9 protein-coding genes are annotated in these 20,118 nt (G+C 35.1%); all 9 read left to right on the forward strand.

The features are described 5' to 3' along the window. Positions 1–5 precede the first annotated feature (5 nt). The 9 genes from IE051_RS13590 (at position 6) to IE051_RS13630 (ending at position 19,978) form a co-directional block, all read left to right on the forward strand. Positions 6–1,958 (forward strand): sialate O-acetylesterase, encoded by a 1,953-nt coding sequence (locus tag IE051_RS13590; protein ID WP_189361561.1) that lies wholly within the window; start codon positions 6–8, stop codon positions 1,956–1,958. Positions 1,959–1,968: 10 nt separating this feature from the next. Beyond that, complete coding sequence (locus IE051_RS13595) at positions 1,969–3,417, forward strand: sulfatase family protein (protein WP_229796814.1); 1,449 nt, start codon at positions 1,969–1,971, stop codon at positions 3,415–3,417. A gap of 343 nt (positions 3,418–3,760) precedes the next feature. Then, the gene (locus tag IE051_RS13600) at positions 3,761–6,217 is read left to right on the forward strand and encodes a T9SS type A sorting domain-containing protein (protein WP_189361563.1); all 2,457 of its coding nucleotides are present in this window, start codon (positions 3,761–3,763) and stop codon (positions 6,215–6,217) included. 15 nt (positions 6,218–6,232) lie between these two features. Then, on the forward strand, positions 6,233–8,638 hold the full coding sequence (locus tag IE051_RS13605; protein ID WP_189361565.1) for a T9SS type A sorting domain-containing protein: 2,406 nt from the start codon (positions 6,233–6,235) through the stop codon (positions 8,636–8,638). A gap of 2 nt (positions 8,639–8,640) precedes the next feature. After that, positions 8,641–10,701, forward strand: coding sequence for a hypothetical protein (locus IE051_RS13610; RefSeq protein WP_189361567.1), 2,061 nt, complete (start codon positions 8,641–8,643; stop codon positions 10,699–10,701). Between the two features lie 5 nt (positions 10,702–10,706). Further along, positions 10,707–12,338 carry an arylsulfatase gene (locus tag IE051_RS13615; protein WP_189361569.1) on the forward strand — a complete coding sequence of 544 codons (1,632 nt, stop codon included), beginning with the start codon at positions 10,707–10,709 and terminating at the stop codon, positions 12,336–12,338. Further along, complete coding sequence (locus tag IE051_RS13620) at positions 12,325–15,585, forward strand: T9SS type A sorting domain-containing protein (RefSeq protein ID WP_189361571.1); 3,261 nt, start codon at positions 12,325–12,327, stop codon at positions 15,583–15,585. Before IE051_RS13615 ends, IE051_RS13620 begins: the two co-directional genes overlap by 14 nt. Positions 15,586–15,613: 28 nt before the next feature. After that, a complete protein-coding gene (locus IE051_RS13625; RefSeq protein WP_189361573.1) occupies positions 15,614–16,993 on the forward strand; it encodes a sulfatase-like hydrolase/transferase in 1,380 nt (459 codons plus the stop codon). A 417-nt stretch (positions 16,994–17,410) separates the two neighbouring features. Further along, the gene (locus IE051_RS13630; protein WP_189361575.1) at positions 17,411–19,978 is read left to right on the forward strand and encodes a glycoside hydrolase family 2 protein; all 2,568 of its coding nucleotides are present in this window, start codon (positions 17,411–17,413) and stop codon (positions 19,976–19,978) included. Positions 19,979–20,118 lie beyond the last annotated feature (140 nt).

Raw genomic sequence — 20,118 nt, forward strand, 5'->3', positions numbered from 1 at the left:
CAACTATGAAAAATATATGTTTTATTTTTATAACTTTTTTCTGCTCAACTCAACTGTGTTTAGCCAATGTAATCGTTGCAGATATATTTACTAATAACATGGTATTGCAACGTAATCTCAATTTAAAGATTTGGGGAAATGCAGAACCTGGTGAAAAAGTAATGGTTAGTTTCAATGGACAAAAACAAAAATCCAAGGCCAATACGTTTGGAAAATGGTCTGTAGTTTTAGACCCAATGAAAGCAGTAAAAGAGCCATTAATTATGACAGTTCATGGCAATAATGTGATAGAACTTAAGAATATTTTAATTGGTGATGTTTGGGTTTGTTCTGGTCAGTCAAATATGCAAATGAAGGTGTCAGAATGTATCGATGCTGAGAATGAAATAAAGGCGGCAAATTATCCCAACTTAAGACTTTTTGAAGTGCCCAGAACAGTTAGTAATACCCCTGTAGATCATATAGCAAATGCATCATGGAAGGTATGTACACCAGAAACAATAAAAAATTTCTCAGCAGCAGGTTATTTTTTTGGTAGAGATCTACAGAAAGAAATTGATGTTCCCATAGGTTTGATACATACATCATGGGGAGCTACATGTGTGGAGACCTGGACCTCTAAAGCGTCTATAACAAAACTTCCAAAATATGGAGATTTTGGAACAAGAATAGATCATTATGACGAAACAACAGCGTCACAAAAATTTGAGGATAATCTAAAAAAAGCCATAGGCAAATTTCCAGAAAAAGAATTGGGTATGGAGGAAAATTGGATGCAACCAAATACAGATAGAAGTACTTGGAATACCATTGAACTTCCAACCTTATGGGAAAATGCTGGTTACCAAAGATTGAATGGTCTTGTGTGGTTTAGTATCGATTTTAACTTAACTGAAACCGACATAGGCAGTGGAGCACAGTTACACTTAGGTAAAATCCATGATTCAGACATCACATGGGTTAACGGCCAAAAAATTGGTGGAATGAACTGGAGTAATAATGTTGAGCGAGTATATGCTGTACCTTCTAAAATTTTAAAGGTTGGAAAAAACAATATTTCGGTTCGTGTTGAAGATAAGTATTATAAGGGAGGGTTTGCAAGTAAAGCTAATAAGCTGTTTTTTCAAATGGGAAAAAAGAAGATCCCATTAAGTGGAAATTGGAAAATGAAGGTAGATAAAGTTATACCAGATTTTAAACCATTACCAAACGATGTGCCTAGCTTACTCTACAATGCCATGATTCATCCTCTTATTCCATATGGAATTAAAGGTGCTATATGGTATCAAGGTGAATCAAATACACCAAGATCAAAGGAATATGAGATAACCTTCCCAAATATGATTAACAACTGGCGAGAAGATTGGGGTCAAGGCAATTTTCCGTTTCTGTTTGTTCAATTGGCTAATTTTCAAGTAGCTAAAAGCACTCCAAAAGAGGATGCCTGGGCAGAATTGCGTGAATCGCAAACCAAAACATTACGTGTTATAAATACAGGAATGGCGGTAGCAATTGATATAGGTGACGCCAATAATATTCATCCTTTAAACAAGCAAGATGTTGGGAATAGACTGATGTTTTCTGCACTCAAAGTTGCCTATGGTAAGGATATAGTTCATTCAGGACCCATTTATCAATCTATGCAAATAGAAGACAATAAAGTCATTATTAGTTTTGATCATGCAGGGTCAGGGCTTCTAGTCAAGAATAAACATGGTTATATCAATGAATTTGAAATAGCAGGAGACGATAAAAAATTCTATTGGGCTAAAGCAAAATTAGATGGTAATCAAATTATCGTTTGGTCTGATGACGTTAATAAACCTGTAGCAGTAAGATTTGCTTGGTCTATGAATCCTGCTGAATTTAATTTATACAATAAGGAAGGATTACCGGCCTCTCCTTTTAGAACTGATGATTGGGAAGGAGTTACAGATGGAAAGTCATTTGACGATTAAAAAAATATTTATGAAAAAATCAATGATTCTAACTACTCTTTTATTATTTCTTCTCACGTGTAGAGGTATGAGTCAAGAATCTGATTACTCATTTGAACAAAAAACAAACTTCATCATTTTCTTAACAGATGATCAAGGCTATAATGACGTAGGGTGCTATGGAGCGAAAAATATAAAAACACCAAATTTGGATCTTATGGCTAAAGAGGGCATGCGGTTTACCAGTTTTTATGCCCAGCCACTTTGTGGGCCATCCAGAGTGGCATTACTTACAGGAAGTTATCCAATTCGAGTTGCAGAACCGGGTAATTCAAAAAGTTTTCATCCAAAATTGCATCCCAAAGAAATTACCATAGCTGAAGTATTAAAGACTAAAGGCTATCGAACTGCTTGTATAGGCAAGTGGCATGCCGGAGAAACCCAAGTACAAATGCCCTTAAAACAAGGATTTGATTATTACTACGGCACTCCCAAATACAATGGGAATTCAAAATTAATAGAACAGTCTCCACATCGAAGTCATATATTGAGAAATAATGATACATTGATGGTGGTTAATACTGTTGAGGAAATGGGGCAGCTCACAAAAAAGTATACAAAAGAGGCCATAAATTTTATTAAACGAAACAAAACATCGCCATTCTTCCTTTACCTAGCTCATAATATGCCGCATGTTCCTATTAGTGCTTCGGAACAATTTCGAGGGAAGTCTGAAGGAGGTTTATATGGAGACGTTATAAAAGAACTGGATTGGAGTATGGGAGAGGTTCTAAAAACATTAAGAGAGGAAGGACTTGAAGAAAATACATTAGTGATTTTTGTGTCTGATAATGGCCCATGGATTGAAGAAAAAATAGGAGATCATGCGGGCAGTGCATTTCCGCTTAGAGGTAGTAAAGCACAAACGTGGGAGGGTGGTGTTCGCGTACCAGCAATTATGCGATGGAAAGGAAAAATTGAAGAAGGTCTTGTTAATGATGAATTGGTTACTACAATGGATTTTCTACCAACTTTTTCTGAAATTTCCGGGGCAAAAATTTCACAGGAATTAACTATTGATGGAAAAAGTTTTAACGATGTAATTCAAAATAATGGAAATAGTAAACACGATAAATTTTATTATTACGCGTATACTCATCTACAAGGTGTAAGAGATGATCAATGGAAATTAGTAATACCTCGTGTTGAAAAACCTGGTTATATGAAATGGAGAGGCAGAAAAATAGATGCCGTTAAAGAAATACAATTATTTAATTTGAAGAACGACAAAGAAGAACAACACAATTTGGCCTACCAAAATCCTGAAAAAGTAAAAGAATTGATGGCCTTGATGGAAGCTGGTAGAATAGAATTAGGAGATCATGATGTGATTGGAGAAGGTGCTCGATTTTTTGATAATGACACCAAGACAAAGCGAATTGAAGAGTTTAATAAATGGAAAAATAATATTAAAGAATAGAACTATTAGAAAATTGCTATATGCGATGGCGATGTTGCCTGAAAATATATTAGGAGAATTAGATACTTCAGCAAAATTGGTTAATGTTCTTATGATTAAGACGGATTTAGCAATTCCATATACTTCGGTGTTTTTTCAGTTAGATTGTGGGTAATGGTATGGTGATATAGAACTGCAAATGAGGGCGATAAAAGGAATCACGAACTTTTTGATGCCAAAAGTAATATCAGAAAAGAATTCTTCTTCTCATATTTTGATAATATTTAAGTGAGATAGGATAACAGTTAAATGTCAATCCACAATCCATTCATGTAGCTTAGGGTGCTTAAAAACGCCTAAGTTTATGATAAGAAAAATACTTTGTAATTTATTAATAATTTGCACAATCTCTACAGTATCTTTTGCGCAATTAGATACTAAAATAGAGGCTGAGGATACTACAAATTTCACAGAATTATCAGGCACTACAGTTTTAAAACCGGGTACTGGAAATGCATCAGGCCCCTCTGGCGGAGCATGGGTTTTATTGAAAAATGGTCCAAATGGTTCTTTAAAAATAACGGTAAATAGTATTCCTAATGCTGGTTCATATAAGTTAAATATCTATTATTTTAATAATGCAGCTAGTCAAAATGTTGACTTTAAAGTAAACGATGTTAGCGAAACTCTTGTTCTAAGTCCGTCTAATTGGGAATATCAAGGTTTAGCTCAACGTACAAGTGTGGATGTGAATTTAAATGTAGGCACAAATACTTTTACGTTTACGCGGATGACTCAAAATATTCATTTAGATTATTTTACCGTCACTACGGAAATTCCGGCACCCATTGTTCATACGTATTATGTTAGTAACGATGGAAATGATGCCAATGATGGAATTTCAGAAAGTACACCTTGGAAAACCTTAACTAAAGCAAGTTCGGTTACTCAATCAGGAGGTCTATTACAACCGGGAGGGAAATTACTATTCAACAAGGGAGATACATTTATTGGCCAATTGATTATTGGTTGTTCAGGAACCGAAGAAAACCCCATTGAAATTGGTAGTTATGGCACAGGAGACAAGCCTATTTTAACAGGTGTTGGTGCTAATATGGGGAACAATAATGATGGTGATGCTGCTGAAGTGATAAAAATGACAAATACCAGTCATATTCTTATGAATGATCTTCACATTACTAATGACAGGAAAGTAGGTCTTGGATGGAATGGTTCTGGAAATAAATCATATGGTATCTATTTAACAGCAAACAAGTGGGGAGGTAGATCAAAAGGTCTTACGTTTAGAAACCTTGAATTTGTAAACATTTATGGTGTTGATATGATTAACTGGGAAGGCGTTGTAGACACTGAGAACTATAAAGCGCAAGCCTTCTTTTTTGATTCTCAAGAAAACCATGATGGATCAACAGAGCCAGGAGCTACTGAAGTTGGAATAGATGACGTTTTAATTGAGAACTGTTATTTCAAAAATTTAGGAGGTTCAGGAATTACTATAAGGCATTTAGGAGGCTATGATTCTAACGGACCTTCAGAACGAAATCAGAATTATATTATAAGAAACAATCATTTTGAAGATATGGGTGGAGACGGTGTAGTCTTTGCTTCAGTTTATAATGGATTGGTTGAAAATAATGAATATCATGATATAGGTTTAGGTGATAAAAACAATGCCTCCGACCGCTTATTTGGAAGAGGAGAAGGCTGTTGGATTTGGGATTCTTGGAATATAATTGTCCAATACAATAAACAATACAGAAACAAAGGGTTTGGTGATACCTATGGTGCTGGTGGTCATGTTGATTTCTTTTGTAAAGATGTCATTTTTCAATACAACTATAGTGAAGACACTGATGGCGGTTTTGTTGAAATATTAGGAGACTGTGATAACACTACATTTAGACATAATGTAAGTGTAAATGATGGACACAGAACAGCGCATCATAATTATACTATATGGTTATCTGGTTATGTAGGAACAGGGAAAACCCCTGTGCCTTCGAGAAATAATTATGTTTATAATAATACGGTTTATGTTAATAATGCAGCATTGACGCCTCAAATTTCAATATTCGCCGAGGATACATACATCTATAATAATGTTTTTATGTACTTAAACGGGAGTTCCATGGGAATAAGAAACGAAGATGGTGTTAATGGGTTTTTGGAGGATATGCAAAACGGAGGTGTGTTGGAAGTTTCAAATAATATGTTTCAAGGCAACATAAATGCATCTTTTAAAAATAAGGACAACGCGAAATTAGATAATGCTTGGCCATCATTTTCATCACCACCTGGAAAATCACCAGGAGATGCTAATGGTTCAAGTGATATATATGATATAAGTAACACTAGTGTGTTAAAAGATGCTGGTAAGCAGTTTACACCACCAGTATTTCCAATGGCAGGGCAAGGCATTTTTGCTAATATAACATCAAATGCATCAGATGATGGATTTGGAAATGCAGTAAATCCTACTAAAAACCCAAATATTGGAGCAAGTAATTCTCATAATTCAAATGTACTTGGCATTGAAAATTTTAATGAACTGCCAAAAGTTTTTAAACTATTCCCTAATCCTGTTAAAGAAGATGTTAATATTCAAATATTAAAGCCAATTTCTGAGGCAGATGTGTCATTTTATGATGTTCAAGGGCGATTTGTTTATGGCATTTCTAAGGTAGTTCCTAATCAAAATATGAAAATAGAATTACCTAATTCTATAAAAAATGGCATTTATTTTATTCGAATTTCTGATGGTCAGGAAGTGCAAACAACGCGTTTTATTTTATACAGATAATTAATTATGAAAAGCATGTTTTCAATTAAAAACATTAATCTTCTTATTTTTCTTTTAACCTCGTATTTGTCAATGGCTCAATTAGATACTAATATTGAGGCGGAAACAACAACCTTTACTGGGAATTATGAGGTAAAGAACAATGCTAATGCTTCCGGAGGTACATTTATAGCCTTAAAGAATACATCATCCTTAGCATTTAGTGCTAACGGAATTCCTGAAGCAGGACTTTATAGGTTGGAGGTATATCATTTTAATGGCGGAAAAGCACAGGATATTACTTTGAAAGTAAATGGTTCAAGTTCAACGGTAACCTTGCAGCCTTCAAACTGGGCTTTTGAAGGGGCTGCTCAAGTGACTAGTTTAGAGGTCAATTTAAATGCCGGAAGTAACACAATTAAGTTGGAGTATTTAAACGTTAGTATTTCCTTAGATTATTTTAAAATTACCCAAGAAATAATCAACGTTCCTGATCCAAACCCTAACCCATTGCTGTCAGATATTTATTACATCAGTAATGACGGTAATGATGACAATGATGGTTTATCTGAAAGTTCTTCCTGGAAAACTTTAGATAGAGTTTCACAGGCTTTGGCCAACAATTCAGGCAGCGGTTGGGTACTTCCAGGAAATAAAATTTTATTCAAGAGAGGTGATACTTTTTATGGTCATTTAATTGTGAACAGATCAGGTACAACCGACGAATTAATTGAAATTTCTAGTTATGGCGATGTTAATGATGAATACCCAATTATTTCAGGCTCAGGAGGAGATATTACAGGTGGTGATTATTTTGAAGCTATTACATTAACCAATTCAAGTAATTTATTGATTACAAAGATTTGGGTAAAAAATGATAGAAAAGATGGAAGTAGATATACCTATGGCGAGGAAACCAGCTTTGGAATTAAAGTGGTGGCTAATAAATGGGGAGGAGTTACAAGTAATTTAATCTTCAGAGATGTTAAAGTATCAGATGTTTTTGGAGTAACCATTCCGCCACCATCTGAATTTAACTCTTTAAAAGCTACGGGTATCAGATTTGAATCAGAAGAGAACGAACCAGATTTAGATGTGGCCATTACAGATGTGTTAATTGAAGATTCCTATTTCACACATATTGGTAAAGCCGGTGTTTGGGCTATTCATAAAGGGAATACAGACGAGGCTGATGATGCTATAAATAGAAATCAAAATTTTGTAATTAAAAACAACACCTTTTTTCAAACAGGTGGGTCTGGCGTTATCCTATCTAAGGTGCATAAGGCCCTCGTTGAAAATAATGATTTTGATCATACAGGTTATAGTGATGGAGTAGAAGGACGTCTTGCAGGTAGAGGTAGTGGCATGTGGGTTTGGAGTTGCCGTAATGTTGTAGCACAATATAACAGGTCATATAGCATACGCGGTCCAGGAGACTCTTATGGTATGCATATGGATTTCAACAACAAGAACATCATATTTCAATACAATTATAGTGAAGATAGTGAAGGTGGCTTTTGTGAAATTTTAGGAAATAATTACAATTCAGTCTATAGATTTAATGTTAGTATGAATGATGGTTTTAGAGATTTTCATGGCTATACACTATGGATTTCTGGTTATGTTGGTACAGGAAAACCAGCTGTCAGATCCGATGAAAACTATATTTATAACAACACAATTTTCTTAAATAATAGTATTTATACACCTCGTATTTCAATCTATGCTTTAAATACTTATGTCTACAATAACATATTTGTAGCTTCAAATGGAGCAACAATTGGGTATGATTCGGTAAGTGACCCTAGCGGGAAGCCCGGTGTTTCTATTGATGTGGGAAGTGGTTCTTTTATTATGGAGAATAACTTATTAGAAGGCGATATTCATGATGATTTTACAAGTTTTGGAACAAATTCTGTTACAGGATCTCCAGTATTTGTAAATGAAGGAGGGCAAATAAAAGAAGATTACATCCTTCAATTTGGAAGTCCAGCAATAGATAAAGGAAAAAGTTTTCCAGAACCTTCATTTCCTCTGGCAGGCTCAGGTATATTCTCTGATATTTCAGATAAGCCTATCGCAGATAGCTTTGGAGAAAAAGTGGATGTGACACATGTTATCCCAAATATTGGTGCTAGCAACGCTTTTAACGCCGAAAATACATTAGAAATTGATAAGCTTAATAACATCCAAAATATATTCAGAATTTATCCTAACCCAGTAAAAGGTGATATTAACTTAACTATAGCACAGGATTATCAAAATGCTGAGGTAGGTGTCTTTGATATCATGGGGAAGCAAGTTTATTCAACCCTCAAAGAGTCGCTCAGGAATAATGATAGAATTAAAATACCAAATAATGTGAAGAATGGTATTTATATCTTAAAAATTAGAGCAAAGAATAAAGTACAATCCCAACAATTTATTTTGTATCGATAGAAATGAGAAATATACTTTTAATATTATCAATTACGGTTTCATTTTCTGGATTTGCTCAGAGAGTAAATAGTGAAAGTATTTACGATTTAAGAATAATTGATAAACAGTATTATCTGAGCAATAACACATTTGTTAAGGAGCATCCACACGGTTTAGAAATTAATGTAGAGGAAGGTGAAGATGGCATGATTACATTTTTGCCTAAAAACAAATATTGGGATTTAACCCAGTGGGTTTTTTTAAGCCTAGAATTAGAGAATCATACAACCAAAGAAGTAAGGTTTGAGCCTGAAATTTTATACGATAATCCTAAACGAGGAAAGAAAACTAAAAAAGTAAAGAACAAGCATATTGGGTTTCTTCAACCTAAAGAAAGCTTGATTTATAATTGTGTTTTAATTAGAGATAAAATAAATATTTCTGATTACCCACAGGAGTCTGATTTTCCGGTTATGAAGGGTTTACCAAATGGTGTGATTTTAAATTTTGACGGTATAGATGCTAAGCATATCAAAGGGTTTAAAATTGTTTTTCCAAAGCAGGATTTTGATAGAAAGATAGTTCTAAAGCATTTATTCAAAAATCGTCAGGGTCTACCAGACCTTTATAAATCAAACAAAGGGGTATTCTTTCCTTTCATAAATGAATATGGACAATACAAGCATGGCACTTGGGAAGGAAAAATTACGAACGACAATCAATTTACTGCAGCTTTTAAAAAAGAAAAGGGCGACCTTGAAAAGCATCCAGGTTCAATGGAGTGGAATAGGTTTGGTGGTTTTGCCAATGGGCCTAAATTTGAGGCAACAGGGCATTTTAGAACGCAGAAAATAAATGGAAAATGGTGGATTATTGATCCATCTGGAAGTTTGTTTTGGTCAACAGGAATTAATGGCGCTGGTAAATTAGAAGTCGCTACGCCCTATAACAAGAGGGAACATTTTTTTGAAAACCTTCCTAAAAAGAATTCAGAACATAAAAAATTCTTTTCTAAAAACTCATATCTATATGGCTTACAAAATTTATATAAGAAGTATGGAGAAAACGCTGAAGAAAAATATATCCCTATTACCTTAAACCGAATGAAGAGTTGGGGCCTCAATACTTTAGGAGGTTGGTCTGTAGAAACTGTAGCTAGGCAACCAGAAAATAAAAAACTACCTTATACCGTTATTACAAGTTCTATTTCTCCTGGAATTAATGATAAGTTTCCTGATGTATTTGATCCTAAATGGAAAGAAATTACAGCAAAAAAAATAAAAGAAAAAGCAGCTCTTGTTAAAGACGACCCTTATTTTTTTGGCTTTTTTATCAACAATGAAATTCACTGGGGAACACCATTTAGCTTAGCCAATAATACGCTAGCCAAAGGGCCTAAAACTTCGGGAAAACAAGTATATATCAAACTACTCCAAAAGGATTTGAAAACTATAGCCAATTTTAATATTAAAACGGGTGGGGATTTTAAAAGTTGGGAGGAGCTTCTTAATACCAAGGTGTCAGAACATACGCTTAAATTACATACTATAAAAGAAATCAATACTAAACATTATGAGCTCATGGTTGAGCAATACTTTCAAATAACTAAAGGATTGATAAATGATTATGCTCCAGGTAAAATGTATATTGGTTGCAGATGGCATGGGAATCATAAAAACAAAATAAATGTTACCATTGCCGCAAAGTATCTCGATATTCTGTCTTTTAATGCTTATGAGAATGAAATAGAAAAGTATCCGTATCCACCTAAAGAATTAGATAAACCATTTATTGTTTCAGAATTTAATTTTGGTGCCTTAGATGTTGGTAAATTTTTTACTGGTTTGGGCTACGCTTCTAATCAAAGAAATAGAGGAGAAAAATATATAAATTTTATTGAAGGTGCATTACGTAACCCTAAATGCGTTGGAGCACATTGGTTTATGTGGGCAAACTCAACTACTGCGGGGCGTGGAAATGGAGAGAACGCTAATTGTGGTTTAGTTTCAATGACAGATCAAATTTACTATGAATTGATTTCATATATGAGAAAAATCAATTATAACATATATAAAAAGCGATAGGCAATATGAGAAGGATTCTGGTATTATTAACTGTTACTGTGTTGTTTGCTTGTAATCGAAGTAAATCTGAGGTAAAAGAAAAAAAGCCTAACATCATTCTAATAATGGCCGATGATATGGGGTTTTCAGATCTTGGATTCATGGGGTCGGGAATTCAAACGCCAAACATTGATAGATTAGCCAATAACGGAATGGTTTTCAATCAGTTTTATAATGCTGGAAGATGTTGCCCAACAAGAGCTTCATTAATAACAGGATTGTATGCTCATAATGCAGATTTAGGTTGGATGACCGCATCTGATTATGGCAGACCGGGATACAGAGGGGCCATTAGCAAAAATAGTGTAACCTTAGCTCAGGTATTAAAACGTGCGGGTTATCAAAATTATGTAACAGGAAAATGGCATGTAACCTATGACAGAAATATGGTAGCTGGTGCCGATAATTCTAACTGGCCTTTGCAACGTGGGTTCGATAAATATTATGGCGTGCTCTCTGGAGGTGGTGGATATTATATTCCAACTACGTTAACAGAAGGTAATGAAAGATTAAAGCCAAATAAAGATTTTTATTTAACAGAAGCCATTAATACATCTACTGTTGACATTTTAGAAGAACATTTTAGAACAAAAAAAGATGATCCTTTTTTTTTCTACGTGGCCCATTATGCACCTCACAGGCCGCTTCATGCTTTAGAAGTTGACATCAATAAGTATAAAGGAAAGTTTACTAAAGGTTGGGATTATTTCAGAGATCAACGTTTTAAAACTATGACTCAAAGCGGTCTGACTAACGCTTGGCTATTGAGTGAACGACCTGACAATATTCCTGCTTGGAACAGCCTTTCTGAAGAAGAAAAAGCGATGTGGGAAATGCGTATGGAAGTTTACGCTGCCCAGATAGATAGAATGGATCAGGGCATAGGACAAATATTAAATCTTCTTGAAGCGAATAATGAATTGGATAATACGGTCATTATGTTTTTATCTGATAATGGGGGAAATGCAGAACCTCAAGGGAAAGACTTTGAGGCCGAAACTATTGAAAACTCTGGTAATAACGATTTTAATCAAAGTTACAGAAGAAATTGGGCTAATATGAGTAATACACCATTTCGTTTGTATAAAAGTTCAAATCATGAAGGAGGAATAAGCACACCTCTAGTTGTGCACTGGCCGGCGAAAATAAAAAAGGGAACAATAACCAATCAAAAAGGTCATGTTATTGATTTTATGCCAACTTTTTTGGAATTGGCTGAAACGTCATATCCTGAAGAACTAAATGGAAACAAGATTAAACCTTATCAGGGCAAAAGTTTGCTCTCGGCTATTGAAGGCAAATCAAAAGAAAGAGAGGCTTTATTCTTCGAGCATCAGGCTGATAGAGCGGTAATTGATGGGAAATGGAAACTCGTATCAACTAAAGCAAATAAAAAACCATTTAAAGGCAAATGGGAACTTTATGATTTATCTGTAGATAGGGCTGAAGAACATAGCTTGATTGAGCAATATCCAGAAATCGCAAAAATATTAGAACAAGAATGGAATACTTGGTCAATGGATAATAATGTCTTACCTCTTGATGGTAGAGGATGGAATCAAAGGCTAAGAAGTGATATAAATTATGATGAAAAATAATTTTAAGTTGATTCGTTTATGGATGCTCATCCTATTGATAAATGCAATGAGTCTAGTATTTGCGCAGGGTATTAAAGCGTTTCAGCCATACAATACTCAAGGTGATAATTTAATTCATATCACAACAGCCGATTTTGATGGTGTTGGAGCAAAAGACTATGTTGTTGCCATGACCGTTGAGGGTAAACTTATTGCTTTTAAACGTCCAGACCAGATTTCAAACCCTATGGTAAATAACCGTCTATGGGAGTATTCAGAACTTCCTACCATGGCCTATCGTATTGTTGCTTATAATGCCATTGAAAGTAGTCCGGGTGACGAAGTTCTTTTACCTGGTACTGATGGGCATCTTCGGATAATATCATCTGCCGGTAGTTTATTATTAGATATATCCGTCAGCACCGGAGCATTATATAGTGCAACGGTTGGAAAGGATAATACAGGCAAAACAATTATTGCTACTTCTGGAGTTGATGGTTTGATTCATTTTCTGGATGATACGGGAGTGCTTATAACAACTTTAAGACCTAAAACTTCAAATAAAGGAGGTGTGTCTGGAGTGGTGCGTCATCTTGTAGTAGGAGATTTTGATGGTAATGGATCAGATGAAATTGTATCGGTTGTTAATAGAAAGAGTTTTAGAGGAAATTGTTTCTTTGATATTACCGATTTGTCAACATTTCAACGACCATCATATTATTCGGGTATAACTTCAGAAAATATAGATGATGTATATAATCTTGGTTATACAGATAAGCAATTACCACATGCATATGACATGGATGGTAATGGTAAAGATGAACTAGCTGGACATTGGGGTGTATTTCATCCTGATAATGATCCTGGAACTCAATTGTTTTCAACCATGCTAACCGCAAACGAAACAATACGTTTAGGAGATTATAATGATTATGCACAAGACTACTTGATTCAAAATCATGGTTTTAAATCAAAAGATAAGGAAAAAACAACCAATACCGGTAAATATTTGATGCAGCACGGGGTGCCTGGTGATTTTGATAATGATGGGAAAGCAGAATTATTTACAGTATATGGTGATGATCTATTTCTTTCAGAATATAATCCGACGTCTAATGCAATATCTATATCAAATTATACTTGGGCACATTCTGATTATCACTTTTCTGATGCAGCACGATTAGAGAGTCGAAGTGGTGGGGCAGATAAAATAGTGCTTTCTGGTCCTATTAATGGTGATGATCATTTTTATGTTGTTGATGTTACTAATTCTAACTGGAAAACACAGGCTCGTACCATAAATGGTGCTGGTAGATTAGGTGAAGTTGACCAGAATTTAGACCAATTAACAAGTAAGTTAAATAGTTTTTCAGGAACAGGAGCAACCCCTGCCGATGAGCCTATTTCATTTATGCATTATTTTGCTAGTTGGTTGGGTTGGGAAATGACTCCAACCAACTGTGCATTGCGCGCTCAAGGTGTACTAGATGCGCAGCAAGAGTGGCTCGACAAAATTGGTGGACAAACTGGTTATGAGCCTTCACGAATCAGAATGGTTGCAGAAGTTAGTGCTACTGTTTACAATGTTAGTAACGATGGTACAGACCCAGATGTGACTCCAGAAGGTATGGTTGAATATTGCAGAGCCCTTGCTCAAAGAGGTGTTTATTTCAGTTTGAAAATAGGTCACGGACCGCATCAGTATATCACTGCAGAAAACTTAGCAGATTGTTACCAAGCTTCTGTGGTTGATGGTAAAAACTATATGATGGCACGCACAAGAGAATTATCGCATCACACCTATTTTGATACTTACATTCCACATATGGATGCCTTGTTAGAACGTGCTGAAGCAATGGGGGCAACACCTCCTAAAGTCATGTTTTGTGCTAAAGGTGCCATGTTTTCTACATGGACACAGCAACAAACTGATGACTTTTTTCCGAGGTACACAGAAATGCTTGTTCCGGGTGTAGAGAACTCAAATGTAAATGTTCAAGATTGGAGTATTGCAGAACGTGTTGGTATGTGGATGAATGGAGATGTTAAAGACTGGGGCTGCAACATAATAGGAGATGACTTAACTGCAAATCGAGTAGCTGAATGGGGTGGTATGAGAAATGCTCATGTGATTTTAAAAAAGATGCTTAATGCTTACGGCTTAGGGGCAAAATATTTTCGTGTAACCTCTGTTACCTCAAAAGAAAACCCATTATTTATTAGAGGTGATGTTACTGACCCTGAATTGGAATGGACACAAGCCTATGAAAAAGGCTTTATAAACTTTTTAAAAATAGCTGAAAAAGGATTATATCCAAATGCACCTAAACTAACCGATTTAAAATCTATTTCGCCAGTTTCTGTGGCCTTATATAATCGCAGCAACAGACTTTTGGAACAATCATTAAAACACGACCATGATAAATATCAGCCTACTACCCAAAATTATGTGTTAAATCAGTTTGCCTGTTGGGATGCTTATACTGATGTTTCAGATACAGATCTATCTGCCTATGCTTGGGGTGCTAAGCGTAGATGGGATAACTTGATACCAACAACTCCCGGTGGATTTGTTACCATTGTACCCAATAGACAAGCAATCCAAATTGAAGGGAATATTTGGTGTAAACTAGCTTATCAGACTAATGGTGATTCTTGGGATAATTTTTCTATAAGTGCTGGCAAGAATGAAATAGAAAATAAAATACTTGGAGAACGTAATAATCTTGATTTTTTTGTTGAAGGAGCGTGCTCTTGGCACATTGCGCAGCAAAAAGATGATCCGTTCACTTATTTTGCGTTGCTGTTAGGGAACAATGTGTTGTCACCCGCAAGCAGAACGGTTAAATTAAAAGCGGGTTTGGGTATTTCAAAAGATTGCAAGGTTTTTGATTTATTTAATGAAGCAACAGCTCTGGGAACACTTTCTTCTGTTGATGATGAAATATCAATTGTAATTCCTAGTGGTATAGCACGTTTTTTAAAAATTAAATTAGAGGAAACAGCAGGCGTTAAAGAGATTGAGTCTAAGAGTGTAAAACTTTATCCTAATCCAACATCCAATAGTTTTAAATTAGAATTTATTGATGAAGGATTCCGTGATGCTCAGATTACAATCTACAATATTTTAGGATCTCTGATTGAGCAGCTTAAGGTGGAAACGCTAAAAACTGAAATAGATGTTCAAAATTGGTCCTCTGGTGTGTATTTTGTGCATGCTAGATTTCAAAATAAAACACAAACTCTAAAGGTTGTCGTTGATAAATAGAAATAATGTTTCAACAAATACAGAATAAATGAAAATTAAAATAGTAGTCGTTTTTTTATTATTATCAAGCACATACTTGTCTTGTCAAAGTGACCCTCAAAAACCTAATTTCATTATTATTCTAGCCGATGATTTGGGCTATGGTGATTTAGGATTTACAGGAAGCACACAAATTAAAACACCTCACATAGATGCCTTGGCAAAATCAGGGATAATTTTTACTGAAGGCTATGTTTCTGCACCAGTTTGTGGTCCATCGAGAGCAGGATTGATGACAGGGAAAAATCAAGTAAACTTCGGATTTGATAACAATCCAATTGTCGATTTACCGCAGTTCGATGAGAACTTTGTAGGACTTCCGGTAGAAGAAAAAACAATTGCAGAACGATTATCTGATTTAGGTTATGTGAATGGATTAGTTGGGAAATGGCACTTAGGAGAGGTTGAAAAATATCACCCAATAAATAGAGGATTCGACGAATTCTGGGGCTATTTAGCGGGCGGACACAACTATTTTCCTGAAGACACGAAAAATTTAAAATACAATAGGCCCATACAATCCAATTATAAAAAACCACAACAAATCACTTACATTACAGATGATAAAGGCGACGAATGTGTAGATTTTATAAAGCGACATAAAAAAGAGCCTTTTTTCCTTTTTGCCTCATTCAACGCACCACATGCGCCCATGCAGGCAACCAAAGAAGATTTAAAATTATACAGCCATATCAAAGATAAAAAACGAAGAACCTATGCTGGAATGGTTCATCGTTTAGATGTGAATGTTGGTAGAATTATAAAAGAATTAAAGGAGCAAGGAATATATGAGAATACGGTGGTGGTATTTTTAAGTGATAATGGAGGCCCATGCACGAACAATGCCTCAATAAACGCACCATTTAATGGTCAAAAAGGGATCTTATTAGAAGGTGGTATTCGGGTGCCATTTGTTATATCTCATCCAAATACTTTAAAGAAAGGTGTCTATAGTAAAGCAATTACAGCTTTGGATCTTGTTCCAACTTTTGTTGAAATGGCAGGTGGCACGATAGTACCTAATGATAAATTAGATGGAATTAATATTTATCCATATCTAACAAATCAAATTGACGGCAATCCACACAAGACTTTAATGTGGCGTTTTACCATTAGTGCAGGTATTAGAAAAGGAAACTGGAAGTTGGTGCGCTTACCAGATCGGTTGCCTTTATTGTTCAATTTAGACAAAGATCCTTCAGAAATAAACAACTTGGCTAGCGACAATTGGGAATTGGTAGAATCTATGCTAAAAGAATTAGGCGATTGGGATGTGTCTACACCACAGGTTTTGTATTTAGAGGGGAATCCTTGGAGAAGAGAACAAGTGGATTTATATGACCGAAAATACAAATTGACGCAACCTTAAAAAGGAATATAAACGAAAAAAAATCATTTTTTAGTTATTAAATGTTTTTTCCACTTGTTTAATCCAATTCCAAAATAAAAAGGACTTTTTTAACCTGGAGAACTCTGGTTAGATAATAACAGTATCTATCTCAATACTCTTGAAGGTGGTTTTCTCTTTTTAAATCAGACATAATTCTATTTTGTTGTATGCCTTCGATATTCCTATGCTTTATGATTCTGTGTTAGTATTAGGTTCGTTTTGTGCTATAGCACAAGAGTTACTTTAGCTAATTTGCACAGCAATCTGATATATAATTAAATTCGGTAAAGTAAATTTTACACTAATTAAAGTTTTATGATTTTTTAGGTTAACTGCTATTGGTTTGATCTTGCAGAATTATTACCTGAATGGTGGGCTTTGAAAAAAAATGCTTAAATGAAAAAAACTTTTTTATTTCCATTACTAATTTTGGTTGTAACCATGTTTTCTTGCCCTAATTCAGTTGAAGAGACTTCTATTAGAACTAAAACGAACATCAACCGTGACTGGAGATTTACATTTAGTAATGAATCAGATGATTTCTCCGGCCAGTTGCAAGCAGGGAATACCTGGGATAACATTGGTTTGCCACATACATTTAGCCTACCATATTTTCGTTCTGAAAGTTTTTATGAGGGCTATGGCTGGTATCAAAAAGATTTAATTATTGAAAAAGCAAGTATAGGCAAACATATTTATTTAGAATTTGATGGTGTTTTTCAGGTAGCTGAAATATTCTTAAATGGTGCAAAGATAGGTGCGCACAAAGGTGGTTATACTGGTTTTGTGATTGATATTAGTGCAAAGGCTAAGGCAGGAAAAAACCTTTTAGCAGTAAGGGTAAATAACGTTTGGGATGCTCAATTGGCACCTAGAGCTGGAGAGCACGTTTTTAGTGGAGGTATTTATAGAGATGTTTGTCTTAATGTAACTAATAAATTACATATGGCTTGGAACGGGACTTTTGTAACAACACCCAACTTAAGCAAGGAAAAATCATCTGTAAACATCAAAACAGAAGTACAGAATACTAATGTTTTTGACCAAGAATTCACTCTGAAATCTGAACTTATTGACCCTCAAGGAAAAATTACAAATGAAGTTAGTACGGTTCATAAAATTAAAGCTGGTCATAGCTTTACTTATAATCAGAATATTGAAGATATAGATAATCCAAAATTATGGTCGCCAGAAACACCTAATTTATATAAAGTTAGATCGGCTATTTATGTCGGCAAAAGTATAGTGGATCATTATGATACCACATTTGGATTTCGTTGGGTTGATTGGACAGCAGATAAAGGCTTTTTTCTTAATGGAGAACATTTGTATTTAGAAGGTGCTAATGTGCATCAAGACCATGCAGGGTGGGGTGATGCAGTAACTAAAGCTGGTGTGTATCGCGATTTAAAACTAATGAAAGATGCAGGGTTTAATTTGATTCGTGGTTCTCATTACCCGCACCATCCCTATTTTACAGAAGTATGTGACCAATTAGGACTCATGTTTCTTCCAGAAAATTGTGTTTGGGGCATTGGCGGATTTGGTGATGATGGCGATTGGAAATCTAGTACATATCCTATTCATAAAGCGGATATGGATGCTTATAATAATAGTGCAAAGCAAACCCTTTTGGAGCTTATTCGAATCAATAGAAATAGCCCATCTGTGATTGCGTGGAGTATGAGTAATGAACCATTCTTTTCAGCACATGCTGTGGAAACAGAGATGAAAGGTTTGCTTTCAGATTTAGTTGATTTGTCACATGAATTAGATGGATCTAGATTAGCAATGATTGGTGGTGCCCAGCGTAAAGATGTAGATGTTTTAGGTGATATTGCAGGGTATAATGGAGATGGTGCCAAGTTGTATAAAAATCCTGGTTTTCCTAATATGGTAAGTGAGTATGGTTCATGTGTTACAGATCGTCCAGGTGATTATACACCATGTTGGAGCAGCCATATAAAGGATGGTGAAAAGCCAGAGTGGCGAAGTGGTCATGCTATTTGGTGTGGATTTGATCATGGAAGTATAGCTGGTAATATGGGCGAAATGGGAATTGTTGATTTCTTTAGAATTCCTAAACGATCTTGGTACTGGTACAGACATTATTTTAAAGGGATTCCGGCTCCGGAGTGGCCAGTAAAAGGTACGCCTAAACGATTAATGTTATTTGCTGATAAAACTACAATTGAAGGAACCAATGCTACTGATGATGCTCACGTTAATGTAAAAGTAATAGGAGAAAATGGGAAACATATATCTAATAGTCCAGATGTGACATTAAGCATTATTTCTGGACCTGGTGAGTTCCCTACTGGAAGAAGCATTACCTTTAAAGAAACCACCTATAATGATATTCAGATATTAGATGGACATGCTGCCATAGAATTCAGAAGTTATGAAGGAGGTACAAGTGTTATTGAGGCTGCTTCCGAAGGTTTGGAATCTGCTCGAATTGAAATTATAACTACTGGAGAACCGAGATTTGTTGAAGGGAAAACACCTCTAGTTAAAGAGAGAGTTTATAAAGATTACCGCTTGTTAAAAGCTATTGAAAAAGGAGAGCCTGTTAAAGTTTCTGATACCAGACCAACACGTACCAACTCCACAGGTAGTAGTTTGCCGTCTTTGGCAAACGATGGTCATAAATGGACTAAGTGGAAACCGACACTGGTAAATGGAACTGTTTGGTGGGAATTGGACATGGAAAATTTTTATGATGTAGATCGCGTAGAACTTAGTTTTGTTTCTGATTTTAAAGGTTCAATTCTTATCGAAACCTCTTTAAATAAAAAAGAATGGAAAGGTGTTGATAAAAACACGTATCACAATATTAAAGAGACTAAACGTATTATTGAAGATACGACCAAAGTGCGTTTTATAAGAATTAATTTATCTCCAAAAAACAGTGATGATGTTCTTGTAATTGGAGAATTTGAGGTATTTGGTAATACTAATTAAATGAACCTAATAAATCTTTAGTCATAAAACTATTAAGCAATAAGAAGATGATGTTTAAAAAATATGGTTCAATTTTACTAATATTATTTTGCGCGTCAACCTTACTAGCACAAAGTAGAGAGAATAATAAATTAAAAGTG

Origin of the sequence: Algibacter mikhailovii (assembly GCF_014651495.1) — a bacterium.
Classification (GTDB): domain Bacteria; phylum Bacteroidota; class Bacteroidia; order Flavobacteriales; family Flavobacteriaceae; genus Algibacter_E; species Algibacter_E mikhailovii.